The sequence below is a fragment of the Longimicrobium sp. genome (genome assembly GCA_036377595.1).
Lineage (GTDB): Bacteria > Gemmatimonadota > Gemmatimonadetes > Longimicrobiales > Longimicrobiaceae > Longimicrobium.
The window spans coordinates 19,085-40,730 of record DASUYB010000130.1 but is presented as its reverse complement, the minus strand read 5'-3'; the positions used below and the strand labels follow the sequence as shown (position 1 = coordinate 40,730).

At 71.8% G+C, this 21,646-nt stretch carries 23 protein-coding genes; 14 read left to right on the top strand and 9 right to left on the bottom strand.

Features of this window, described 5'->3' with window-relative positions; translation table 11 throughout:
* Positions 1–2: 2 nt before the first annotated feature.
* A complete protein-coding gene (locus tag VF092_22845) occupies positions 3–1,619 on the bottom strand; it encodes a TldD/PmbA family protein (protein HEX6750151.1) in 1,617 nt (538 codons plus the stop codon).
* Positions 1,620–1,700: 81 nt separating this feature from the next.
* On the opposite strand from VF092_22845, the gene VF092_22840 reads away from it, so the two are divergent.
* From VF092_22840 to VF092_22815, 6 genes are all read left to right on the top strand, one after another.
* Positions 1,701–3,044: an FAD-dependent oxidoreductase gene (locus VF092_22840; GenBank protein ID HEX6750150.1), complete on the top strand. Its 1,344-nt coding sequence runs from the start codon at positions 1,701–1,703 to the stop codon at positions 3,042–3,044.
* Between the two features lie 295 nt (positions 3,045–3,339).
* The gene (locus VF092_22835) at positions 3,340–3,753 is read left to right on the top strand and encodes an energy transducer TonB (protein HEX6750149.1); all 414 of its coding nucleotides are present in this window, start codon (positions 3,340–3,342) and stop codon (positions 3,751–3,753) included.
* Positions 3,754–3,844: 91 nt separating this feature from the next.
* Positions 3,845–4,285: an energy transducer TonB gene (locus VF092_22830; protein HEX6750148.1), complete on the top strand. Its 441-nt coding sequence runs from the start codon at positions 3,845–3,847 to the stop codon at positions 4,283–4,285.
* 15 nt (positions 4,286–4,300) lie between these two features.
* Entirely contained in the window at positions 4,301–4,774 is a 474-nt protein-coding gene (locus VF092_22825; GenBank protein ID HEX6750147.1) for an energy transducer TonB, read from the top strand.
* Between the two features lie 89 nt (positions 4,775–4,863).
* A complete protein-coding gene (locus VF092_22820; protein ID HEX6750146.1) occupies positions 4,864–5,328 on the top strand; it encodes a TonB family protein in 465 nt (154 codons plus the stop codon).
* Positions 5,329–5,533: 205 nt separating this feature from the next.
* A complete protein-coding gene (locus tag VF092_22815; GenBank protein ID HEX6750145.1) occupies positions 5,534–6,253 on the top strand; it encodes a hypothetical protein in 720 nt (239 codons plus the stop codon).
* Between the two features lie 168 nt (positions 6,254–6,421).
* Here the strand turns inward: VF092_22815 and VF092_22810 are convergent, their stop codons facing one another.
* Positions 6,422–6,667 carry a zf-HC2 domain-containing protein gene (locus tag VF092_22810; GenBank protein ID HEX6750144.1) on the bottom strand — a complete coding sequence of 82 codons (246 nt, stop codon included), beginning with the start codon at positions 6,665–6,667 and terminating at the stop codon, positions 6,422–6,424.
* The gene (locus tag VF092_22805) at positions 6,664–7,383 is read right to left on the bottom strand and encodes a sigma-70 family RNA polymerase sigma factor (protein ID HEX6750143.1); all 720 of its coding nucleotides are present in this window, start codon (positions 7,381–7,383) and stop codon (positions 6,664–6,666) included. Before VF092_22805 ends, VF092_22810 begins: the two co-directional genes overlap by 4 nt.
* Before the next feature lie 267 nt (positions 7,384–7,650).
* On the opposite strand from VF092_22805, the gene tnpA reads away from it, so the two are divergent.
* The 3 genes from tnpA (at position 7,651) to VF092_22790 (ending at position 10,117) form a co-directional block, all read left to right on the top strand.
* Complete coding sequence (gene tnpA, locus VF092_22800) at positions 7,651–8,190, top strand: IS200/IS605 family transposase (GenBank protein HEX6750142.1); 540 nt, start codon at positions 7,651–7,653, stop codon at positions 8,188–8,190.
* A 32-nt stretch (positions 8,191–8,222) separates the two neighbouring features.
* The gene (locus tag VF092_22795; protein ID HEX6750141.1) at positions 8,223–9,398 is read left to right on the top strand and encodes a threonine synthase; all 1,176 of its coding nucleotides are present in this window, start codon (positions 8,223–8,225) and stop codon (positions 9,396–9,398) included.
* A 155-nt stretch (positions 9,399–9,553) separates the two neighbouring features.
* Complete coding sequence (locus VF092_22790; GenBank protein HEX6750140.1) at positions 9,554–10,117, top strand: hypothetical protein; 564 nt, start codon at positions 9,554–9,556, stop codon at positions 10,115–10,117.
* A gap of 254 nt (positions 10,118–10,371) precedes the next feature.
* Here the strand turns inward: VF092_22790 and VF092_22785 are convergent, their stop codons facing one another.
* Positions 10,372–10,941: a hypothetical protein gene (locus tag VF092_22785; GenBank protein HEX6750139.1), complete on the bottom strand. Its 570-nt coding sequence runs from the start codon at positions 10,939–10,941 to the stop codon at positions 10,372–10,374.
* 180 nt (positions 10,942–11,121) lie between these two features.
* Between VF092_22785 and VF092_22780 the strand changes: the two genes are divergently transcribed.
* From VF092_22780 to VF092_22760, 5 genes are all read left to right on the top strand, one after another.
* Positions 11,122–12,519, top strand: a complete 1,398-nt coding sequence (locus VF092_22780; protein HEX6750138.1) for a glutamine synthetase family protein — start codon at positions 11,122–11,124, stop codon at positions 12,517–12,519.
* A gap of 321 nt (positions 12,520–12,840) precedes the next feature.
* The gene (locus tag VF092_22775) at positions 12,841–13,857 is read left to right on the top strand and encodes a D-alanine--D-alanine ligase (GenBank protein HEX6750137.1); all 1,017 of its coding nucleotides are present in this window, start codon (positions 12,841–12,843) and stop codon (positions 13,855–13,857) included.
* A gap of 116 nt (positions 13,858–13,973) precedes the next feature.
* Positions 13,974–14,741, top strand: a complete 768-nt coding sequence (locus VF092_22770; protein ID HEX6750136.1) for a glucose 1-dehydrogenase — start codon at positions 13,974–13,976, stop codon at positions 14,739–14,741.
* Between the two features lie 236 nt (positions 14,742–14,977).
* Positions 14,978–15,781 (top strand): gamma-glutamyl-gamma-aminobutyrate hydrolase family protein, encoded by an 804-nt coding sequence (locus VF092_22765; protein ID HEX6750135.1) that lies wholly within the window; start codon positions 14,978–14,980, stop codon positions 15,779–15,781.
* Between the two features lie 180 nt (positions 15,782–15,961).
* Positions 15,962–17,335 carry an aldehyde dehydrogenase family protein gene (locus VF092_22760; protein ID HEX6750134.1) on the top strand — a complete coding sequence of 458 codons (1,374 nt, stop codon included), beginning with the start codon at positions 15,962–15,964 and terminating at the stop codon, positions 17,333–17,335.
* 251 nt (positions 17,336–17,586) lie between these two features.
* Here the strand turns inward: VF092_22760 and VF092_22755 are convergent, their stop codons facing one another.
* From VF092_22755 to VF092_22735, 5 genes are all read right to left on the bottom strand, one after another.
* Positions 17,587–17,886, bottom strand: a complete 300-nt coding sequence (locus tag VF092_22755) for a hypothetical protein (GenBank protein HEX6750133.1) — start codon at positions 17,884–17,886, stop codon at positions 17,587–17,589.
* Positions 17,887–17,982: 96 nt separating this feature from the next.
* Positions 17,983–18,276, bottom strand: a complete 294-nt coding sequence (locus VF092_22750; protein ID HEX6750132.1) for a hypothetical protein — start codon at positions 18,274–18,276, stop codon at positions 17,983–17,985.
* Between the two features lie 356 nt (positions 18,277–18,632).
* Positions 18,633–19,130, bottom strand: coding sequence for a hypothetical protein (locus tag VF092_22745; protein HEX6750131.1), 498 nt, complete (start codon positions 19,128–19,130; stop codon positions 18,633–18,635).
* A gap of 195 nt (positions 19,131–19,325) precedes the next feature.
* On the bottom strand, positions 19,326–19,700 hold the full coding sequence (locus tag VF092_22740; GenBank protein HEX6750130.1) for a hypothetical protein: 375 nt from the start codon (positions 19,698–19,700) through the stop codon (positions 19,326–19,328).
* Positions 19,701–20,136: 436 nt separating this feature from the next.
* Positions 20,137–21,633, bottom strand: a complete 1,497-nt coding sequence (locus VF092_22735) for an alpha/beta hydrolase (GenBank protein HEX6750129.1) — start codon at positions 21,631–21,633, stop codon at positions 20,137–20,139.
* Positions 21,634–21,646 lie beyond the last annotated feature (13 nt).

Sequence of the window (21,646 nt, the reverse complement as noted above, 5' to 3'; positions counted from 1 at the left end):
GGTTACGCTCTGCGTCCGGTGTTGATGACGTTGACCCGGCGGAAGCGGGCCGCGGGCGAGCCGTGGTTCACGGCGTTTACCTGGCTGGGCTGGCCCTTGCCGTCGAAGAACGAGCCGCCGATGAAGTAGGTGCCGCGCCCGCCGATGGCGTCCATCGAGTTCCAGAACTCCGGCGTGCGCATCTGGTAGGCGACGTCCTTCAGCGGGCCGGTGATCCGCCCGTTCTTGATCTCCTTGAACACCTGCCCGCCGAACTGCGCGTTGTACCGCTGCTGGTCGATCGAGAAGGAGCCGTCGCCGTCGATCAGGATCCCGTCCTGCACGTCGCCGATCAGCTCCTCCAGCGTCACCTCGCTCGTCGCGGGAAGGAGGTTGACGTTGGGCATGCGCTGGAACTGCACGTCGGACCAGTTCTGGGCGTACGAGTTGCCGTGGCTGCTCACGGGGCGCCCCTGCTGGCGGTACCAGTCGGCCAGCCACGGCGCCTGCTCGCGCGTGGTCTGCAGGTCGTTGACCACGCCGTTGCGCACGATCAGGAACTCGTCGGGCTTCACGCCTTCGTCGTCCCACCCGGTGGCCGAGAGCGTTCCCGGCGTGCTGCGCTCGCCCTGGATGTTCATGAAGTCGGGGCCGTAGCGGAACTTGCCCAGGTAGTCGGCCGGCGGGGTGACGAACGAGGTGCCCGCGTAGTTGGCCTCGAACCCCATGATGCGGTCGAGCTCGGTGGGGTGCGCGATGGACTCGTGGATGGTGAGCCAGAGGTGGGTGGGCAGGAGCACCAGGTCGTAGCGCCCCGGCTGCACCGGCTTGGCGGAGAGCTTGGCCACCGCCTCCTCGGCCCAGCGGCCGGCGGTCTCCACCAGCCTGGCGGCGGTGACGTGCTCGTATCCCATCCCCCGCGGGGCGATGTCGGTGCTCTGCCGGCTCTGGAAGTCGGAGCGGTCGGCCGACACCGCGGTGATGGTCATCGACGGATAGGCGCGGTAGTACGTCTGCTCGATCCAGCTTCCGTCGGTGCTGGCGAAGCTCTTCTCCTGCTTGAGGAAGAACATCGACGAGGTGACGAAGCGCGCGCCCTGCACCTTGAGCGCCTCGGCGTTGGCGCGCAGCAGCAGGTCCACCTTCTGCTCGATGGCGATGGTGAAGGGGTCGACCTGCATGGCCGAGGTCCACTTCCCGTCGGCCACGCGCTCGGCCGGCGCCAGCTCGATGGGGCGCTTGACCGTGGCCGCGTTGGCGCGGGCCTGCGCGACTGCCTGGCGGGCCACGCGGACCACCTCGTCGGGCGTCACGTCGCGGCTGGCGGCGAAGCCCCACGCGCCGCCGGCCAGCACGCGCACGCCGAAGCCGTAGGTGTCGCTGTCGTTGAAGGAGGTGATCTGCTGCTCGCGGGTGCCCAGCGACTGCGAGCGGTTGCGCGAGATGCGCACGTCGGCGTAGGTGGCGCCCGCCTGGCGCGCGGCGTCGACGGCGCGCATGGCCAGCTCGCGGGTGGCCGGGTCGGCCAGCCAGTCCTCGCGCGCGGGGCGGGCGTCGAGCGCGCGCGGCAGGAGCGCCGACCCCGCCGCCAGCCCCGCGGCGGCGGCGGTGCCGTGCAGGATGAACTCTCTGCGTCTCATAGGCTCCGGGAAGGGAGGGGGTGATGGGGGTGAAGCTAGATCGGGCGTTCGTCCGCTGCAACCAGTTCGTTCGGCGCCGCGATGGCTGACGCGGCGGGGATGCGCGTGGCGGTGGCCGGCGGCGGGCCGGCGGGGCTGGCGGCGGCCTTCCGCCTGGCGCGCGCCGGCGCGTCGGTCACCGTGCTCGAGGCGGCGCCGGCGTGGGGCGGCCGCACGCGCACCGACGAGGTCGACGGGTGCCGCATCGACGCGGCCACGCAGCTGTTCGGCTCGGTGTACACGTCGTTCCTGCGCGTGTTGCGCGAAGCCGGCGCCGCCGCGCTGTGCGAGCGCACCTCGGGGCGCGACGCGCTCTGGCGCCGGGGCGCGGCGCACGAGGTGGTGTATGGGTCTCCGACGTCGATGCTGGCGTCGGGGGCCATTCCCTTCGGGCTCAAGCTGAAGCTCGGCGCGCACTACCTCCCCTATCTCCACCGCCACGCCGACGCGCTGCGGATGGAGGCGCTGGAGCGCGCCGCCGGGCTGGACCGCGAGTCGGCCGCCGCGTGGGGCCTCAGGGAGATGGGGCGCGACTTCGTGGACCTGCTGGCCGACCCGCTCCTCTGCACCCTCTACGGCACGCGCGCGGAGGAGGCCAGCGCCGGTTTCTACCACGCGCTCGCGCGCCAGGGGATGTCGCTCGACGTGCTGGCGCTGCGCGGCGGCGCCCGCGGCTTCTGCGACGCGCTGGCCGGCGCCGTCCGCCAGGCCGGCGGCGAGGTGCGCGTCCGCACGGCCGTCCGCCGCCTCTCCGCGGACGAGCACGGGGTGGAGCTGGCGGGGGATGGGTGGGCGGAGCGCTTCGACGCCGCCGTCGTGGCCCTTCCCGCGCCCGCGGCGCGCGCCGCCGTACAAGCTCAGATGCCGCGCATGGGCGAATGGTTAGGAGCGGTCGACGTGCGGCCCACGGTGACGGTGGGGATCGTGCTCGACCGCCCGGTAGGGACGCGCTGGTTCGGCCTGTCGTGGGCGCGCGGCGAGTCGCGCGCGCTGGCGGCCGTCTGCTCGCAGGAGGCCAAGCTCCCCGGGCAGGTGGCGCCGGGGCTGGGCGCTCTCCTCGCGCTCCCCCTCCCCGAGGTGGGGCCGGGGCTGATGGACGCGACCGCGGAGGAGGCGATGAAACTCATCCTCCCCGACCTGGCGAAGCCGTTCCCCCGCATCGCGTCGCTGATCCGCACCGTGCGCCTGTACCGCTGGGAGCACGGGTGGACCGTCTTCCGCCCCGGCTCGCTGCAGCACCTGGCCCGCCTCCGCGCGGAGCGGCCCGACGCGGAGCACCCGCGCGTCGCGTTCGCGGGAGATTATCTCGTCGCGCCGAACGTGGAGGGCGCGGTGTCGTCCGGCCTGCGCGCGGCGGAGCGGCTCCTTGCCTCGCGCGGAGGGTGACCCCATCCCAGCCGGATTGCTCGAGTGGCCCAGAGACTGTTTTTACTCACGCGGAGACGCGGAGGCGCGGAGAACCAACCGCGGCGCTGAGTTCTCCGCGTCTCCGCGTCTCCGCGTGAGGATAATGATCGTGTCGATGGGAACGAGATCATGAACGCGCGATCTGTCCCACGTCCGCCGCCGCATGTTCCCATCTCCCGCCGCGGAAGTTATGATTGTCCCGATAGTCCGGCTCCATCGTCCCGCCGCGATGTGATCTCCGTCTTTCCTGCGATCTTCCATCTCCAGACGAGCAGTGATCCACGCTTCGAAATGCCTGGTTGCGGCCGCGGTGCTCGCCGCGGCGCTGCTGGTGCGTCCCACGTCCGCGGCGGCGCAGTTCATGTCGCCCGTCACCGACAACGCGGTCACGGTGGACAGCGCCGGGCCCGCCGCGCCGGAGCTGCTGAACCCCGGGCGGCTGGCCGGCCTGGTGCGGCGCTATTATCCGTCGCTGCTGCGCGACGCAGGCGTCATGGGCGACGTCATGGTGCGCGTGCGGGTGGACGAGGCCGGGCGCGCCGCGAGGGTGACCGTGGTCTCCCAGTCTCACGAGAAGTTCGGCGACGCCGCGCGGAGCATCGCGCACCAGCTGCGCTTCCGCCCCGCGGCGGAGGGCGGCGCGGCGGTTGACGTCATCCTGCGCATCACCTTCCATCCCGACCGGTGATCCTCCGTCAGGGCCGGGGGATCAGGATCGTTTCAGCGTAGATGGTTGTTCCGCACCTCGCTCCCATCACCCTCTCCTCCCGGAGGCTCCCATGAGCCGCACCCTCGATCGCCTGCTCCTCGTCGCCGCGATGGCGGCGGCCGCGATGCTCGCGCAGCCGCGCACCGCCGCCGCGCAGGTCGCTCCGCCGCCCGCCGACACGGCGGACGGCCTCGCGCCGGGCGAGGTGGAGGTGGACGTGCCGCCGGAGCTGCTGACGCCCGCGCAGCTGCCGCGGCTGGCGCGGCAGCACTATCCCGAGGTGCTGCGGCGCACCGGCACCGAGGGGAGCGTGGTGCTGGAGTTCACCGTCGCCGCGGACGGGCACGTGCAGCGCGGCACCGTTCACGTCGTCTCCGTCTCCCACCAGGAGTTCCTGGAGCCGGCGATGCGCGTGGTGCACCGGCTGCGCTTCCGCCCCGCCACGTTCCAGGGGAAGGCGATCGCGGCGCCGATCACCCTTCCCATCGTCTTCGCCCTCCACGACGCCTGACCGATCTCCTTCGGGATGAGAATCCGCCTCCTCCTCTGCACCGCCGGCCTTCTCGCGGCGATGACGATGCCGCGGGCCGCATCCGCCCAGGCGTGCGACTCGCTCGTCGCAACGCAGCCGGCGGCCGAGCCCGCATCTCCCGGCGACTCGGTGTTCGCGCTGGAGCAGGTCGACGCCAGGCCGCAGCTCATCAACGTCGGCAACGTGGCGATGGCGATGGCGCGCAACTATCCGCGCGAGCAGCGCGACGCAGGGACGTCGGGGTGCGCCGTCGTCCGCGTCGAGGTGCGTCCCAACGGCAGGGCGGGAAAGATCGAGGTGTTGTACGCCACCATCCCCGCGTTCGGGCGCGGCGCGATCGCCGTCGTGCGGCAGATGCACTTCCACCCCGCCACGCGCGAAGGGCATCCCGTGGCGGTGTGGATGACGCTCCCGCTCACCTTCCAGCTGCAGCCGTTCTCGTCCGGGGCCGCGGAGTCGTCCCAGTAAACGCTTGTTTATTGTGGGACTACTCGTAGATTCCTCGCGGGACCCGCCGCTGTAGTGGGTGAATCGACGAAGTCAAATCACCATCAAAGATGAAGAAGCTGCTCCCGGTGCAGGGTAGATCCGGAGTCCGTCGCATCGCCGTTGCGTTGGCGGCGCTGCTCGCGTGGACGGCGCCCGCGGCCGCGCAGGGCTCCGCCGCGCCGGCCGACAGCGCGCGCGAGCTCGTCGCGGTCGAGGAGCAGCCGGCGCTGCTGAACCGCCGTGAGGTGGTGCGGGAGATCCGGCGCAACTACCCGTGGGCGCTGTGGCAGGCAAAGGTTTCGGGGACGGTGACGCTCAGGTTCCGCGTCACGGCTGCGGGCCTGCCCGACTCGGCGTCGGTGCAGGTGATGTCGGCCACGCACGAGGGTTTCGGCGCCGCCGGCGTGGCCTCGGCGCTGGCGATGCGGTTCTCGCCCGCCAGGCTGAACGGACACGCCGTGCCGGTGTGGGTGATGCTCCCCATCTCGTTCATCTACGACCCTCGGGCCTCTCCGCCGCGCCCGCGCGGGTGAGATGAGTGCGAGAGTGCGCTGCAGCGATGCGCGATGGCGATCCGCCGTCGCGCATCTCTGCTTTGGGGGATGATGACGTGCCGGAGGTGAAGACGCACTCGTGCACTTCCGCACTCACGCACTCGCCGTTCGATGGCCTCGCGCAGGCGCGGCGGGTAGATTCCCGCGCTTCCCATCTCCCGAAGACGAACGACGATCCGCGACGATGCCGACCGACGCGCCCGAGCTGCTCGACCCCGACCTGTGGTGCCCGCTGACCGACCGCGAGCGGCGCGAGGCGCTGGCGCGCGCGGTGCTCGCGGCGCTCGCGGCGCTCGGCGGCGCGCCGGGGGTGCGGGGCGCGCGGATCGAGGTGGGGCCCGTGGAGCGGCCGTACGACTACACGGCGGTGGTGGAGACGGACGTCGGCTACCTGCGCACGCCGCTCTGGTCGCACGCGCGCGCGGTGATCTTCTGCGACCCGTCGATCCACGTGGCCAACCGCCGCCAGCTGGCGCCCGCGCTGGAGGTGGACCGCGCGGCGGACCGGCTGCGGCGGCGCCTGGCGGTGCCGTTCACGCTCGAGTCGCGCGGGCTGACGCTGAAGCTGGAGCCCGAGCCCGGGGTGGAGCGCACCTGGACGGCCGAGCGCAGCCGCTTCCGCAACCGCACCGCCGTCCTCCGCGAGGACGTGGTGACGGCGAAGACGGAGGAGACGGACGTGCGCGACCTGCTGGCGCACTTCTACACCGGCCCGTCGCTCCGCGCGGTCGCGGACGACGGCACCGCGTTCCTCCTCCCCGCCCAATCGGACGAGGAGGGGCGATTGATCACCCTGTGCGTGAAGTGCGGGAGATGGCAGGAAGGCGCGGCCGCGGAATGCGCGGAGTGCGGCGGCCCCACCGAGGTGGTGATGGCGGTGCGGCCGCCCAGGAGGACGGGGTGAAGAAGTGCTGAGTGCTGAGTGCGGTTCCGTCCACGCCAAATCGTCGCGCGCACTGCGAACGGGATCGCGGGCAGAAGCAGCGATGCGCGACGGCATCTGCCATCGCGCATCGACCAAACGCACTTTCGCACTTTCGCACTTTCGCACTTTCGCACTTGTATCATGCACTCACGCTGGCCGCCGGATCGCCAGGATCGCGTCGACCAGCTCCTCGGGCGGGTCCTGGAGCTCGGGCTCGGCGAACGCCTCGCGCTCCATCTCGATCGTGCGGCGGTAGCTGTCGAGGTAGCCGCGGCACGAGGGGCAGAGCGCCAGGTGCCGCTCGAAGGCCCCGGTGCGCATGGGGTCGAGCTCGCCGGCGTAGTAGTCGTCGAGGAAGTCAAGCACCTCGCGGCAGTTGGGAAGCGCGCTCATTCCCGCTCCCCCCGCATCCACGGGTCGAGCAGCGTGCGTAGCGCCTGCCGCGCGCGGTGCAGCCGCACCTTCACCGCGCCGGGTGAGATACCGAGCACCTCGGCCGCCTCGTCGGTGCTGAGCTCCTCGATGTCGCGCAGGAGGATGACGGTGCGGTAGGTGTCGGGGAGGCGGTCGATCGCGCGGCGCACGTGGGCGCGCACCTCGGCCTGCTCGGCGCCGGCGTCGGTCGGCCACGGCGCGCTCGGCTCCACCTGGTGCCCGTCTTCCGCGAAGCGCGGGAGCCACTCGTCCAGGCTCACCTCGTCGGCGCCCGCGCGCGCCCGTAGCTTGGCCAGCGCCGCGTTCACGGCGATGCGGTAGAGCCAGGTGCCCAGCCGCGAGTCGCCGCGGAAGGAGGGGAGCCCCCGGAAGGCGGCCACGAACGCGTCCTGCACCGCGTCGCGCGCCTCGTCCTCGGAGCGCAGCAGCCGCCGGGTCACGCGCAGGAGGATGGGCATCTGCTCGCGCACCAGCTCGCGGAACGCGTCGTCGTCGCCCGCGCGGAGGCGGGCGAGGAGGGCGGCGTCCGGGCCGGTGGCGGCGGGCTCGGCGGGCGGCGCGGGTTGCACGGGCGGCAGGTGCGTGCGGCGGAATCGCTGCGCGGGCGGACGGCGCCGCGCGGGTGGGCGCACGGACGATGGCGAGGGGAACAGATACGGCAGCGCACGCGGCACGCGCAACACTCTCGGCGTCAGGTGGGTGGGCTGTGCTGGCTCGAAGGGTGTGATGCGGCGCGGCGGTGGCGGGTTACGCGCGGGTGGTTGCGGATCTGTCGGCGACGGGGTGAAGATTGTGAGCTTCCAGCGCCATTCAGGGTGGCTGCCCGCCGGTGTCGGTGGGTTGAAACCCACCGCTGGAACTTCAAGAAGTCCGCCTTCGCGGACTGTGGCCGCGGCTTCCATTCGCGGCCGCAGGCGTCACTCTCGCCCCGGGGGATCGCCATGAGCAGCCATGCCGAGTTGTACCTGCATCTGGTCTGGGCCACCTGGGACCGGCTTCCGCTCCTGGCCGGCGAGGTTCGCGACGCGGTGTACCGGTCACTCCAGGCGGAGTGCCGCAAGCTCCGGGTCGCGGTGATCGCCATCGGCGGCATGGAGGACCATGTGCACCTGCTGGTCCGCGCGCCGGCATCCATCGCTCCCGCCGATCTGGTGAAGCAGTTGAAAGGCGCCTCGTCGTTCCTCGTGAACAGTGCTGCACGCCCGGTTCAGATATTCCGGTGGCAGGGCGGGTACGGCGCGTTCAGCGTCTCTCGCCAGCACGTGGCGCGAATCCGTGGCTATGTGCTGAACCAGGAGCAGCACCACCGCACGGGCCGGGTGGCAAACTTTCTCGAGCCGACGGTCCCCGGCGATCCTGATGCCGCCAACATGCCGGCATCCCGGCAGGACATGGCCACCGGAGTCCGCGAAGGCGGACTTCTTGAAGTTCCAGCGGCAGGTTTCAACCTGCCGCCAAGAGCGGACGCCGCGCTTGGTTAGAGCACAGTTTCGCAGACCGGGAGAGAAATAGCTTGTCGAATGAATCTTTCGGCGGGGCCACGCACCTGGAGTGCACCCGCTGCGGCGCGCGCTACGAGAGCGAGACCCCGCACCGGCTCTCGCCATGCTGCGAGAAGCCGCTGTATCCGCGCTACGACCTGGCGTCCGTCGCCCGCCGCCTCTCGCGCGACGAGCTGGCGTGCCGCGACGCCGACCTGTGGCGCTACCACGAGCTCCTTCCCGTGCGCGACCCCGCCCACGCCGTCCGCCTCGGCGAGGGGTGGACGCCGCTGGTCGACGCGCCGCGGCTCGCGGATCGCCTCGGGGTCGCGCGGATGTGGATCAAGGACGAGGGGCAGAACCCCACCGCGTCGTTCAAGGCGCGCGGGCTGTGCATGGCCGTCTCGCGCGCGAAGGAGCTGGGGATCGGCGAGGTCGCCCTCCCCAGCGCGGGGAACGCGGGGAGCGCCACCGCCGCCTACGCCGCCGCCGCCGGGATGCGCGCGCACGTCGTCGTCCCCAGCGACACGCCCGCGCCCATCGTGGAGGAGATGCGCGCGCTCGGCGCCGACGTGGAGCTGCTCGACGGGCTGATCACCGACTGCGCGGTGCGCGTGGCCGCCGGCGCGCGCGAGCACGGCTGGTTCGACCTGTCGACGCTCAAGGAGCCGTATCGCGTGGAGGGGAAGAAGACCATGGGGTACGAGGTGGCCGAGCAGCTCGGCTGGACGCTGCCCGACGTGATCGTCTATCCCACCGGCGGGGGGACGGGGCTGGTGGGGATGTGGAAGGCGTTCGAGGAGATGGAGGCGATGGGGTGGATCGGCTCCGCGCGCCCGCGGATGATCTCCGTGCAGGCCGCCGGCTGCGCCCCCATCGTCCGCGCCTGGGAGCAGGGGACGGAGGACGCCGCGCCGTGGGAGGACGCGGAGACGTACGCCTCGGGGCTGCGCGTCCCCCGCGCCGTGGGCGACTTCCTGATGCTGCGCGCCATCCGCGAGTCCGGCGGCGCCGCCGTCGCCGTCCCCGACGACGAGATGCGGCGATGGACGCCCATCGTCGGCGGCGACACCGGCATCTTCTGCGCGCCCGAGGGCGCCGCCACCGCCGCCGCCGTCGAGCGCCTCCGCTCCACCGGAGCCATCCGCGAGAGCGACTCCGTCGTCCTCTTCAACACCGGCAGCGGCCTGAAGTACGTGGGGATGTAGCCGCCGGTCTCCATCACCATCGCGAAGAGAGGCCGTCCTGCCCCGGGCGGCCTCTCGTCGTTCGAAAGTATTGACAGTGTGCATGGTGGACGGCACACTGCGGACGCCGCATCGAATCCCCTTTCTCCCGCCGTCAATCCCCCCGGAGGTGGGCCATGAAGACGAAGTTCGTGCTGGTCGGCGCCGTGGTCGCGGGCGTGATCCTGTTCGCCTGGGGCGCCGCCTGGAACATGAGCCTGGACCCGCTGGTGCTGAAGCAGTTCTCCAACGACCAGGCCGTGGCCGCGACTGTGCGCCAGGGCGCGGCCTCGAACGGGCTGTACTTCTCCTCGCGCGGCGTGGTCGCGGCCGTGCGGATGACGCCCGACATGGCCGACCAGAGCAATGCGCCGGTGGGTCCGTTCCTGGTGAAGGAAGGGCTCGCGGACCTCGCGCTCGGCGCGCTGCTGGCGATGCTGGTGCTCGCGTTCGCGTCGGCCACCGTGGCGCGCGACGGGATGCTGCTCGGGCTCGCCGGGCTGGCGGCGGGCGTGGGGATCTCGTTCTCCGATGCGATCTGGTTCGGCTTCCCCTGGTCGTACGCGCTGCTGGCCACCGGCGAGCAGGTGTTCGGGTGGATGCTGGCCGGCCTCGCGCTGGGCGCGCTGCGCCGGAAGCTGCTCCCCGTCGCGGTGCCCGTGGAAGCCGCGCAGCCCCGGCCCGTGGCCGCCGTGGCCTGAGCGTCGCGATTCGCCTCACAAACGATCGAGCCGCCGGAGCGTTCTCCGGCGGCTCGATTCGTGGATGATGAGTCCCGGCGTGGGATCATCTCAGCACGTAGGGCATCGAAGAAGTCGCCGGAAGGGGTGAAGTTGCCGCGTTCGATTTCTCGTTCTTCGCGGAGTGAAAGGCCGCACGCCGGCGAACGGGTCGATGAGCTGCTGCCCGTCCGCGGCCTGCGGCGCGAGCAGAAGGGAAATCGCGGCGAGGAGTGTCAGCCGCATGCGTCGGCGCCCTCCACGTCGGCGCGGTCCATCCGGATCCATCCGCCGCGGCCCGCGCGGGTGCGGACCTTCACCCACCACAACTCGTCGGGGTCGCGCACCATCACCCCCGGGCGGTCCGTCGGCCGCGGGTATTCGTGGCGGTCGTCCCAGAACGCCTCGTACGACTGGATCTCGCCGCGAATCCAGAGGCGGTAGTAGCCCTCCCCGACATAGCTGAGGACGTACGCCGTGTCGCCCGCGGCCAGGCTGCGCGGCTGCTCGCCGACGGCTACTTCGAGCGGCACGGCGCGGCGGGCCACGACGATGCCCACCTGCCGCAGGTGCACGTCGCCGGTGACGGCGCGGAAGGTGGCGCGGGGCGCGATGGTGAACATCTCCCGCGCGCCGATCTTCGGCTCGGCGTAGACGGGGATCGTTCCCACCGCCGTCCAGTCGCGGTAGGTGCAGCACTCGAACGGGCAGATGCCGCGGTCGATGTACGGCTCGGGCGGGCGCTGCGCCGCGAGTGGCGACGCGGCGAGCAGGGCGAGCGCGAGGCTCGGGAGCGGGATGCGCATCGGCGGGATGGGTGAGGCGTGGGCGCGATGGCGTGGCGATCAAACGTCATCGACGGCAATGCATCGCACAAGCATCGCGTGGCCTCGCGGGGCCGCTTCTTGCAACCGGTGGCGCGCGGCCTCATCGTCACGGTCGTCCCAACCGCATCACCATCATCATCCCCATCTTCCCGAGGCGCGATGAGCGAGACGGGCACAGGCGTGGGTCCGGGCCGCATCACCCCCGACGAGATGGAGCGCGCCATCCGCTCCGGCGCCATCGACACCGTGATCGTGGCCATCACCGACATGCAGGGGCGGCTGATGGGCAAGCGCGTGACCGGCGGCTTCTTCCTGGAGCACGCGCGGCACGGCACGCACTTCTGCACGTACCTGCTGGGCACCGACATGGAGATGACCACGCCCGCCGGGTACCGCCTCACGAATTGGGAGACCGGCTACGGCGACTGGCTGGCCGAGCCCGACTGGGGCACGCTGCGCGTCATCCCCTGGCTGGAGAAGACCGCGCTGGTTCTCGCGGACGCGAAGGACGAGGCGACGGGCGACGACATCCCCATCGCGCCGCGCGGGATCCTGAAGCGGCAGATCGAGCGCGCGCGCGGGATGGGGCTGGCGCCGAAGATGGCCAGCGAGCTGGAGTTCTACGTCCTCAAGGAGACCTACGAGCAGGCGGCGGAGAAGGGCTTCTCCAATCTCACCCCCTTCGGCTGGTACAACGAGGACTACCACCTGCTGCAGGCCACCAAGGCCGAGCCGCTCTACCGCCGCTTCCGCAACGAGATGACGGCGGCGGGAGTGCCGATCGAGTTCAGCAAGGGCGAGGCGGCGCCGGGGCAGCACGAGGTCAACATCCACTACGCCGACGCGCTGGAGGCGGCCGACCGGCACGCGCTGTTCAAGCACGGGGTGAAGGAGATGGCGTGGCAGGGCGGCCATGCGGTGACCTTCATGGCCAAGCCGGACCACCGCTGGACGGGGAACAGCGCGCACGTGCACGTGAGCGTGTGGGACGCGGGGGAGGGCGGCCGCAACCGGTTCTTCGCCGAGGGCGCCGAGCCGTTCGGGATGAGCGACACGATGCGCCACTTCCTGGGCGGGATGATGTACGTCGCGCGCGACCTGGCGTTCTTCATCGCCCCGTTCGTGAACAGCTACAAGCGCTACGCGGTGGCCAGCTGGGCACCGGTGAACGTGGTGTGGGGCCGCGACAACCGCACCTGCGGCTTCCGCGTGGTGGGCAACGGTGCGTCGCTGCGCATCGAGAACCGCCTCCCCGGCGGCGACGCGAACCCGTACCTGACGTACGCGGCGATCCTGGGCGCGGGGCTGCACGGGATCGAGCACGGGATCGAGCCGCCGGAGCAGTTCCTGGGGAACGGCTACGCGGCCACAGGCGTGCCGCGCATCCCCCGCGCGCTGTGGGAGGCAGCGCGGCTGCTGGAGGAGAGCACCCTCGCCCGCGAGATTTTCGGCGACGAGGTGGTGGAGCACTACGCCAACGCCGCCCGCGTCGAGCAGGAGACGTACGACGCGGTGGTGACGACGTGGGAGCGGGAGCGGTACCTCGAGCGGGGGTGATGGGGAGTGCTGAGTGCTGATGCTGAGTGCTGAGTGCTGAGTGCTGAGTGCTGAGTGGTGGGGTGGAGTCCGATGCCGGCAGCGTACGTTTCCGCGGCCGCGGGCGGCCCCCTCCCCCCGGCCCCCTCCCCCGCTTCGCAGGGGCGGGGGAGAACTCAGCGCTGTAGCCTGCCTCCGTGCTGAGGTCTCCCCTCCCCCATCCCTCCCCCCTCGTGGGGGAGGGGCCGGGGGTGGGGGGGAGCCGGCGGCCGCGCGAGCGCTGGTCCTTGAAGGCGAGTTCGTCCACACGTCCGAAGCATTCGACCCGGCTCTGATTCCGATATGCGCGTAGCAGTCCTCTTCGGCGGCACCAGCGCGGAGCGCGACGTCTCCATCGCCAGCGGGGCGCAGGTGGTGAAGGCGCTGCGCGAGGGCGGCCACGACGTCGTCGCGATCGACACGGCGCGCGGGGCGCTGGGGCCCGCCGAGGAGCAGCGCCTGCTGACCGCCGGCGTGGCGCCCGCGCCGCCCGACGCGGACGAGCTGGCGATGGTGCGCGCGGGCTCGTCGGGCTCGCTGCTCGGCGGAGCGGACCTGCGCGGCATCGATGTCGTCTTCCTCGTCCTCCACGGCGGCACCGGCGAGGACGGGACGATCCAGGCGCTGCTCGATCTCACCGGCATCCCCTACGTAGGAAGCGGGCACCGCGCGAGCGCGACCGCGATGGACAAGGACGTGTCCAAGCGCCTCTTCCGCGCCGCCGGCGTCCCCACGCCCGATTGGCTGATGGCGCCCACCGACGCTGCGGAAGTGGAGGCGCGGCTCGGCTATCCCGTAGTGGTGAAGCCGAACAAGCAGGGCTCCACCGTGGGGCTGACGGTGGTGAAGGAGCCGGCGCGGCTCGAGCCCGCCATCGCCGAGGCGTTCCGGCACGACGACGAGGTGATGCTGGAGCGCTTCGTCCCGGGACGCGAGCTGACCTGCGGCATCCTGGGCGGGGAGGCGCTGGCGGTGGGCGAGATCGTGCCGCGGCGGGGCGAGATCTTCGACTACGAGAGCAAGTACCAGCACGGGGGCGCGGACGAGATCTTCCCCGCCGACCTGACGGACGAGCAGACGCGGACCGTGCAGGAGCTGTCGCTACGGGCGCACCGCGCGCTCAAGCTGGAGGGCTTCAGCCGCGTGGACTTCCGCATGGACCCCGACGGCGGCCTCTGGTGCCTGGAGGTCAACACCCTGCCGGGGATGACGTCGACGAGCCTCCTCCCCCAGTCCGCCGCCGCGGCGGGAATCTCCTTCCCCGAGCTGTGCGACCGCATCTGCCGGCTGGCGGTGGAGAAGCGGAACCGCGGTGCGTGAGTGCGAAACGTGCGTGAGTGCGTCCGGCTGCGTGGATTCCGCGCACCGACGCACTCACGCACTTCTGTTCCTGGGCACTGGGCACTGAGCACTGGGCACTTTCACCTGAGATCCGGATGCGTCTCGAGAACAAGGTCATCTTCGTAACCGGCGGCGGCAGCGGGATGGGACGCGTGGCCGCCGAGTCGTTCTGCCGCGAGGGCGCGCGCGTCGCCGTGGCCGACCTGACGGAGGACGCCGGCCGCGAGGCCGCCGACGCCGCGAAGGCCGCCGGCGGCGATGCCTTCTTCGTGCGCTGCGACGTGTCGAAGGAGGGCGACGTCCAGGCCGCCATCGCCGCCACGGTGGAGCGCTTCGGGCGGCTGGACGTGCTCTACAACAACGCGGGGATCATGATGGAGCAGGACCACTCCGTCGTCGACACCGACGAGTGGGTGTGGGATAAAACCCTCGGCGTGAACGTCAAGGGGATCTACTTCTGCTGCAAATACGGGATTCCCGAGATGGTGAAGGGCGGGGGAGGGTCGGTCATCAACATCGCCAGCTTCGTGGCGCTGCTGGGATGCAGCGTGCCGCAGGACGCCTACACCGCCAGCAAGGGCGCGGTGATCGCGCTCACCAAGTCGCTGGCGGTGCAGTTCGGACCGCGGGGGGTGCGCAGCAACGCCGTCTGCCCCGGCCCCATCGAGACGCCGCTGATGACCGAGTGGCTGCTGAGCGACCCCGAGGCCAAGCGAATCCGCCTGGCGCGCAACCCCACGGGCCGCTTCGGACGCCCGGAGGACATCGTCAACGCCGGCATCTACCTGGCCAGCGACGAGAGCACGTGGACGAACGGCGCGGTGATCGTGCTCGACGGCGGCATCACCAGCAACTACTTCTGACGGTGGATGGGATGGGAGCGGGAAGCAGGCTTCTGCGCGGCCGCGGGCGGCCCCCTCCCCCAGCCCCTCCCCCGCTGCGCAGGGGCGGGGGAGAACAAAGCGCCGAATCCAGCTTCCGCGCTGAGTGCTCCCCTCCCCTGCGCAGCGGGGGAGGGGCTGGGGGAGGGGGCCGGCCGGGCGGGCAGGATGCTCGTCGAAGCCGCTGGGATGCCTGCCCTGCGCGGAGTATTCATCCCATGACCCGCCCGCGCATCGGCGTGGCGCCGTGCTTTCTTCACGCGGACCCGCAGCGTCCGATCTTCAAGGGGAAGACGCTGCTGTACGCGGAGGAGTCGCTCACGCACTGGCTGCAGCGCGGCGGCGCGCTTCCGCTCGTGCTCCCCACGCCCGCGGGCGACGTCACGATCGGCGACCTGCTCGGCGAGGTGGACGGGCTGGTGCTGCAGGGCGGCTCGGACCTCTGCCCCGGCAGCTACGGCGAGGAGCCGCTCAAGCCCGAGTGGGCGGGAGACGAGGTGCGCGACCGCTACGAGATCGCGCTGGTGCGCGCGTGCCTGGAGCGCGACATCCCCGTGCTGGGCGTGTGCCGCGGGATGCAGGTGATGAACGTGGCGCTGGGCGGCTCGCTCTGGCAGGACATCGCCACGCAGAACCCGCAGTGCCGCACGCACCGCGACTGGAACGTCTACGACCAGCTCTTCCACGAGGTGCGCTTCGAGCCGGATTCGTGGATCGCGCGGCTGTACGGCGATCGCGAGGGCGGCCGCGTGAACACCGTGCACCACCAGGGCGTCCGCCGCCTGGGAGACGGCCTGCGCGTCGAGGCCGTCTCCCCCGACGACGGCATCGTCGAGGCGCTGCGCTACGACCCGCGCGGCGACGGAGAGCCGGAGTCGGCGTCGCCCTTCGCCTACGGCGTGCAGTGGCATCCGGAGTTCCAGGACCCCGGCGACGCGTCGCTCCTGCACGGCACCCCGATCCTCGCCGCCTTCCTCCGCGCCGTGGAGTCGCGGAGAGGTACGAGGGTGAGCGCGAAGTAGAGAGCCGGGGGAGGGGGATACGTCCGTTCCGCGCCGAACCCTCTCCCCGCGCTGAGGTCTCCCCCTCCCCCAGTCGGTTTTGGGGGAGGGGGCCGGGGGGAGAGGGCCTCCGCGTGGCGACCGGACAGATGTCTCTCACGGCGCGTTGAAAACCGACCCACTGAAGAAGGTGTGATCTCCATGCTGCAGGTCGTGAATCCCGCCACCGAAGAGGTGATCCGGGAGCTGGACGAGGACACGCCCGACTCCATCCGCGCGAAGGCGTGGGCCGCGCGCGAGGCCCAGCCCGCGTGGGCCGCGCGCCCCGTGGCCGAGCGGGTGGAGTGCGCCCGCCGCTTCGGCGAGCTGCTGGCGGCGGAGACGGACCGCCTCGCCGCGACGCTGACCAGCGAGATGGGGAAGCCGATCCGCCAGTCGCGCAACGAGCTGGCGGCCATGGCCGCGCGCATCGGTTTCTTCGTCGACCATACCGAGCGCGCCATCGCCGACGAGGTGGTGCAGACGGACGGCACCGAGGAGCGCATCCGCTGGGAGCCGCTGGGCATCGTCGCCAACATCTCCGCGTGGAACTACCCGTACTTCGTCGGCTCCAACGTCTTCATCCCTGCGCTGGCGACGGGGAACGCGGTGCTGTACAAGCCGTCGGAGCTCGCCACGCTCACGGGGCTGGCCATCGCCGACCTGCTGTACCGCGCCGGGGTGCCGCGCGAGCTGTTCGCGCCGATCGTGGGTGCGGGGCCGGTGGGCGCGGCGCTGCTGGAGCAGGACGTCGACGGCGTGTTCTTCACCGGCTCGTACGGCACGGGGCGACGCATCGCCGAGACGGTGGCGGGGCGGCTGGTGCGGGTGCAGCTGGAGCTCGGCGGCAAGGACCCGGCGTACGTGTGCGACGACGTCGACGTCTCCGCCGCGGCGGCCGCGGTCGCGGAGGGCGCGTTCTACAACGCCGGGCAGAGCTGCTGCGCCGTCGAGCGCGTGTACGTCCACCGCGCCGTCGCCCGCGAGTTCACCGACGCCTTCGTCGAGGCGGTGCGCGGCTACCGGGTCGGCGATCCGATGGACGAGGAGACGTACGTCGGCCCCCTCGCGCGGAAGCCGCAGCTGGACGTGCTGCAGGAGCAGGTGGACGAGGCCGTCCGCTGCGGCGCGAGGCTCCTGGCCGGCGGCGAGCGGCGTGCGGGGCGGGGATGGTTCTGGGAGCCGACGGTGCTGGCGGGGGTGACGCACGAGATGAAGGTGATGCGCGACGAGACCTTCGGCCCGGTGATCGGGATCATGGAGGTGGAGGGCGACGACGATGGGGTGCGGCGGATGAACGACACCGAGTACGGGCTGACGGCCGCCGTCTACACGCCCGACCGCGCGCGTGCCGAGCGCATCCTGCGGCAGGTGGACGCGGGCACCGTCTACTGGAACTGCTGCGACCGCGTGAGCCCGCGCCTCCCGTGGACCGGCCGCCGCCACTCGGGGATCGGCTCCACGCTGGGCATCGTCGGCATCCGCGCGTTCGTGCAGCCCAAGGCGTATCACCTGAATCCGACGTGCGGGGCCTGATCTCGATTCGTGTGGGTGGATTTCGTGCGGAGAGTATGCGACTCAAGTCGCGGCTACAACGACACGCAGTCCGCCTTCGCGGACTTCACCACGGCGGGGTCGGTGACGGCGCCGTAAGCATGTCATTCCGAAGGCGCTGCGCCGAATCCTTCGAACGCGCTGAATCCAGGCGCCTGAGGAATCTGTAATCAGCGCCCGCGCCGATCTCGACGGTCGCGCGGGCGCTGTTCTCGTTGTCGGGATATGGACGCTTACACGGTCGCGTTCTGCGCGCCTGCTCCGGCGGCGGGCAGCGCCTTCTCGGCCACCAGCGCCTCGAGGAACTCCTGCCGCTCGGCGAGGCGCTCGAGCTCGGTGCGCGTGCGCTCCAGCTCGTCGCGCGTGCGGTCGAGCTCGGCACGGAGCTCAGGGGCTGGCGCGGCGGGCGCGTCCTTCCTGCGGCTTTCCCCGAGCCCGGTCAGGTATCTCCCCAACCCCTTCGCGATCGGGTTCAGCACGATCGCCGAAACGATCAGCGAGGTGATGATGACGTAGGCGGTTCCCGCATCCATTTCTCGGTCTCCTGGAGATTTCCGCGACGGCAGGGCCGGCTCTCCCCAAGTTGATCCGCCAGCGCGGATCGCGCCATACTTCTGTTTTGCGACGGCTTACGGCGCAGCGTCGTCGCCGGCGGCGAGGGCGGGGGCGGGGCGGGATGCCAGCAGCGCCTCGACGAACGCCTGGCGCTCGTTCAGGCGCGCCAGTTCCTCGCGGGTGCGCTCCAGCTCCTCGGTCAGCTCCTGCACGTCCTTCGGCGGGTTCAGGCGGTTGCGGCGCTCCTCGATCAGCATCTCCACGTACCTGCCCATCCGTCGCGCCGTGGGGAACATCAGCACTCCGCCGACGATGATCGCCAGCGCCATCACCTCGGCCGCCATGACCGTCGCGAAGAAGGGATCCATGGGCCGGCTCCGCGGGAAGGGTGGGAGTGGGTGGGAGAGCAATTGCGGTCCGCGCGCGACAAACGACGCACTTGGCGGGAGATTTGTTTCACGCGCAGATCGTATCGACAGACGACGGCCGCGAAGGAGAATCCGATCTCCGCCGCGGCCTTCACTTTTCCCCTGTCCCCGATCCCCTAACACCAGGTCCGAAGTATTGGTGCGTCCCGACTGATTCTCGTGCTGACGCGATTATAGATCCTTCGGCCTGCAAGCACTTGCGCAGACGCTGATTACAGTCTGGGCCGGCCTCAGGATGACGTCAGCGTGGAATCGGTTCGGGTGCATCAACCAGATTCCCGGGTTTCGCATGAACCCTACTCCCCGCAGTCGAACGGGATCGAAGCGGTGACGGGGGCGCCGGCGGGCGTCTGGCCGAGAATGCGCGCGGAGAGGCGCAGGCGCGTGCAGCCGGTGCCGTACAGCCAGAACGCCACGTACGTGCGCCCCTGCGTGGTGAGGATCCCCGTCTCCTGCGCGCGCTGGAAGGTGGTGCGGCCGCGCTCGGTCACCGTCAGCTCCACCTTGCGCTCGGGGAGGTAGCTCCCCGGCTCGCCGGTGACGACGGCCACCACCAGCGTGGCGTTCGACGAGCCGCCCGCGCGCCCCTCGAAGGCGGGCGTGTTCCACAGCGTCACGGGCCGGGCGATCAGGTCCGGCGAGAACGTTCCCTTGTCCGTGTAGAACAGCATCGCGCGCAGCGACAGGCGGTACGGCGGCGGCACGGCGGCCGGGCGCGCGTCCGCCTCGGAGCGGGCGACGGAGGCCAGCGCCAGGAGCGCGGCGGCGGCCAGCTGCGTTCGTCTCGTCGGCATCATCCCTGTTCGTCCTCCGGGGTGAGAGGGAGATCTCCTGCGTGGTCGGGATTGAACGACGGGAAGATTCGTGATGCGATCGGTTGTTCCCCCGCCGGTCACGATCTCCCCGACGCGGGTGGGAAGATGCGGCCGGGGCGGCGGCGCGGGAAAGATCTCCCACGCTCGCCGTCCCGGTCGACGTGCGATTGGATCTCAGTGCATGCGGTCGAGGTTCACGCGGAACTCGGCCATGCGCGCGGGGCTCAGCATCAGCCGGCGGGCGTCGATGGTCCGGCCGTTCGCGGCGGTCCGCACGGAGACGAAGACCCACTCGGCCGTCTCCATCGGCACCACGAAGCGGGCGGTGCCGTTGGGGTTGACGGTGCCCAGCAGCTGCGGCGGCTCGCGCAGCGCGTTGTAGTAGACCTCGATCTCCTGCGCGCCCGGGTTGCTCACCAGCACGCGGCATTCGTTGTTGCACGGCTGCCCGCGCGTGGCGAGCGGCGTGTCGGACGGGGGCGGCGCGGGGGCGCAGGCGGCGGCGAGCACGAGTGCGGCGGCGGCGAGCGAGGTGGTGCGGAGCTTCATCATGGCGTCCATGAGGATGCGGGGAACGGTGCCGGATCTGCATCCCCGGCCGAGCAACGCACATGCCGGGTGCGAAGACGTTTCCCCGCAACGAGTTCGGATGGGCGCCCAACTACATCTGTCTCCGCGAGGGTACACTCCGGCGCGCGGGGGTGTCCACGCGGGCGAATCTCCGGATCAACCGTGCATTGGAGGAAGGAATATGTCATACCGCCGCCGCGGCGCGGGGAGAACGGCGCGATCGCGCGGAAGTCGAGCACGTCACCGGCCGTGTCACCAGGACTCTCCGTCCCCGCGCGTCACGAGCGAAGCGAGCCCGTCCCTCCCCCAGTCCGTTTTGGGGGAGGGACAGGCGCGAAGCGCCAGGGAGAGGGCGCGGCGGCGGCGGGCCCCGGAATGACCGTCGCCCCGCGCGACACCCTCCTTCGGGCGAAACTCACCGGCCGCGGCGGGGCGGCTGGAGCGCTTCTTCGATGGTGAGGAAGCGCGGCGGCGGCAGTGTGAGCGTCGTGCGCGAGACGGTGCCGGTGGACAGGAACTCGGCGACGAGCGACTGGACCTCGTCGACCGGAAGCAGCTCGTGGCCGCCGTTCTCCACCGTCACCACGCGCGCGCCGGCGAACCAGCGGCGCGCGCGCTCGGCGTTCGCGGGCGGCGTGCGGTCGTCGAGCGTGCCGGTGACGAAGAGCGCGGCGCCGGGCCACGGCCGCGCGGGCGGCGGGGCGTACGCGCCCGGCGCGATCCCGATCTCGCGGCAGAAGTCGGACGATTCGGGGATGTTGTCGAACACCTGGCCCAGCATCGCGCGGCCGGCCAGCGACCGCGCCAGCCGCTCGCGCTCGCGCGGCGCGGGGGCCGAGCAGTAGACGGCGCGCCCGAAGAGCGATCCCCCGCCGCCCGCCAGGTCGCGCCAGATGCCGCCCGCCAGCGCCGCCAGCACCCGCGTGTCGCCCGCGCGCAGCGTGGCCGCCAGCGCGGGAAGGCGCGGGTCCGCGATGCGGCCGGAGACGAGGGCCTCGAGCCCGCCGCGGCCCACCCGCAGCCGCACCGGGGCGCCGTCCGCGCCGGGGACCGTCACCTCGAACGGGCGGCGGCCGGCGTCAGCCAGCACATCCTCCAGCGCCGTGCTCAGCTCCGGCGTCAGCGACCGGGCGACGGAGTCCCGCGCCGCCGCGGCGCTCACGCGCGCGAGCACCGAGTCCAGCGCCGTGGGCGTGCGGATCACCTCGTCGAAGCCGAGCGTGCCCTGCAGCACCGCGCGGTCCACGCGCCCGGGATACAGCCGCGCGTACTCCAGCGCCAGCCGCGTCCCGTAGCTGAACGCCAGCAGCGACACCTTCTCCGCACCCAGCCGCCGCCGCACCTCCTCCACGTCGCGCGCGATCTCGGCCGCGGAGACCCACTCGGGCCGCACGCCGCGCGCGCGCCACGCGGCCACGCACGGCGCGTACGTGGCCACCAGCGCGCGCCGCAGCGTGCGCAGGCTCTCCAGGAAGTCCGGGCGCGGCGGATCGCCCGGCGCGCAGTCGAGCGACGGGTGGGAGAGGCCGGTGCCGCGCTGGTCCAGCAGCACCACGTCGGCCACGGAGCGCAGCCGGTCGAACAGCGCCCAGTACGGCGGCACGCGCCCGATCACGCTGGCGGGGACGCCGGGGCCGCCCATCAGGAACACGATCGGGCTCCCCGGGCGCGGCGTGCGCGCGGGGAGCCGCAGGTACGCGACGGTGACGGTGGACGTGTCGGTCGCGCCGGGCCACACCTGGCGCACGGTGAGCGTGGTCCGCTCCGCCTCCTGCCGCCGCCCGTCGAACGATGCCAGCGAGTCCGCCGCCGTGCGCGCCGTCACCGCCACGCGCACCGCCTCCTGCGCGCGCGCCGGCGCGGCGGCCAGGATGGACGCCGCCAGGAGGGCCCCGAGCGCGGATCTCCGCATCCGCGCCGTCAGC

Bases quoted from the DNA above. Each gene is read 5' to 3' on its own strand.
- VF092_22845 (HEX6750151.1), bottom strand. From the start codon at position 1,619: ATGAGACGCAGAGAGTTCATCCTGCACGGCACCGCCGCCGCCGCGGGG.
- VF092_22840 (HEX6750150.1), top strand. From the start codon at position 1,701: ATGGCTGACGCGGCGGGGATGCGCGTGGCGGTGGCCGGCGGCGGGCCG.
- VF092_22830 (HEX6750148.1), top strand. From the start codon at position 3,845: ATGAGCCGCACCCTCGATCGCCTGCTCCTCGTCGCCGCGATGGCGGCG.
- VF092_22825 (HEX6750147.1), top strand. From the start codon at position 4,301: ATGAGAATCCGCCTCCTCCTCTGCACCGCCGGCCTTCTCGCGGCGATG.
- VF092_22820 (HEX6750146.1), top strand. From the start codon at position 4,864: ATGAAGAAGCTGCTCCCGGTGCAGGGTAGATCCGGAGTCCGTCGCATC.
- VF092_22815 (HEX6750145.1), top strand. From the start codon at position 5,534: ATGCCGACCGACGCGCCCGAGCTGCTCGACCCCGACCTGTGGTGCCCG.
- VF092_22810 (HEX6750144.1), bottom strand. From the start codon at position 6,667: ATGAGCGCGCTTCCCAACTGCCGCGAGGTGCTTGACTTCCTCGACGAC.
- tnpA (HEX6750142.1), top strand. From the start codon at position 7,651: ATGAGCAGCCATGCCGAGTTGTACCTGCATCTGGTCTGGGCCACCTGG.
- VF092_22790 (HEX6750140.1), top strand. From the start codon at position 9,554: ATGAAGACGAAGTTCGTGCTGGTCGGCGCCGTGGTCGCGGGCGTGATC.
- VF092_22785 (HEX6750139.1), bottom strand. From the start codon at position 10,941: ATGCGCATCCCGCTCCCGAGCCTCGCGCTCGCCCTGCTCGCCGCGTCG.
- VF092_22780 (HEX6750138.1), top strand. From the start codon at position 11,122: ATGAGCGAGACGGGCACAGGCGTGGGTCCGGGCCGCATCACCCCCGAC.
- VF092_22775 (HEX6750137.1), top strand. From the start codon at position 12,841: ATGCGCGTAGCAGTCCTCTTCGGCGGCACCAGCGCGGAGCGCGACGTC.
- VF092_22770 (HEX6750136.1), top strand. From the start codon at position 13,974: ATGCGTCTCGAGAACAAGGTCATCTTCGTAACCGGCGGCGGCAGCGGG.
- VF092_22765 (HEX6750135.1), top strand. From the start codon at position 14,978: ATGACCCGCCCGCGCATCGGCGTGGCGCCGTGCTTTCTTCACGCGGAC.
- VF092_22760 (HEX6750134.1), top strand. From the start codon at position 15,962: ATGCTGCAGGTCGTGAATCCCGCCACCGAAGAGGTGATCCGGGAGCTG.
- VF092_22755 (HEX6750133.1), bottom strand. From the start codon at position 17,886: ATGGATGCGGGAACCGCCTACGTCATCATCACCTCGCTGATCGTTTCG.
- VF092_22750 (HEX6750132.1), bottom strand. From the start codon at position 18,276: ATGGATCCCTTCTTCGCGACGGTCATGGCGGCCGAGGTGATGGCGCTG.
- VF092_22745 (HEX6750131.1), bottom strand. From the start codon at position 19,130: ATGCCGACGAGACGAACGCAGCTGGCCGCCGCCGCGCTCCTGGCGCTG.
- VF092_22740 (HEX6750130.1), bottom strand. From the start codon at position 19,700: ATGAAGCTCCGCACCACCTCGCTCGCCGCCGCCGCACTCGTGCTCGCC.
- VF092_22735 (HEX6750129.1), bottom strand. From the start codon at position 21,633: ATGCGGAGATCCGCGCTCGGGGCCCTCCTGGCGGCGTCCATCCTGGCC.